Source organism: Streptomyces sp. SID12501 (assembly GCF_010550245.1).
Taxonomy (GTDB): Bacteria; Actinomycetota; Actinomycetes; order Streptomycetales; family Streptomycetaceae; genus Streptomyces.
The window spans coordinates 1-439 of sequence record NZ_JAAGLU010000664.1 but is presented as its reverse complement, the minus strand read 5'-3'; the positions used below and the strand labels follow the sequence as shown (position 1 = coordinate 439).

At 74.7% G+C, this 439-nt stretch carries 1 protein-coding gene; it reads right to left on the bottom strand.

Annotation, left to right across the window (positions count from 1 at the left end; genetic code table 11):
- Positions 1-439 (bottom strand): GNAT family N-acetyltransferase (locus G3I71_RS47800; RefSeq protein WP_164325226.1); only part of this gene is annotated, 439 nt, incomplete at both ends.

Here is a 439-nt window from a genome sequence, read left to right as displayed (position 1 = left end):
CCGCGGCCATGTCCTCGGGTGTCTCGAGCGTCTCGACGACCGTCATGCCGACCTTCTCCATGACGCGCTGCGACGCCCGGTTGAGCGCCATGGTCGCGCCCCACACGGTGCGCACGTCGAGCTCCGCGAACGCGCGGTGCAGCAGCGCCCGGCACACCTCGGTGGCGTACCCGTGGCCCCACGCGGCGCGGCGCAGCCGGTAGCCGAGCTCGACCTCGTCGAGGGGTCCGCCGCGCTCCGGCCGCAGGCAGAACCACCCGAGGAACTCCCCGGTCGCGCGGTCCTCGGCGGCGAACAGGCCGAACCGGCCGTCCCACCGCTCGTAGCCGGCCAGCAGGCTCGGGAGGATCTGCTCGCGCACCACGTCGGGCGGGGTCGGTGCGCCGCCCGACAGGTACCGCACGACCCCGGGGTCCGCGTCGAGGTCGATCAGCAGGTC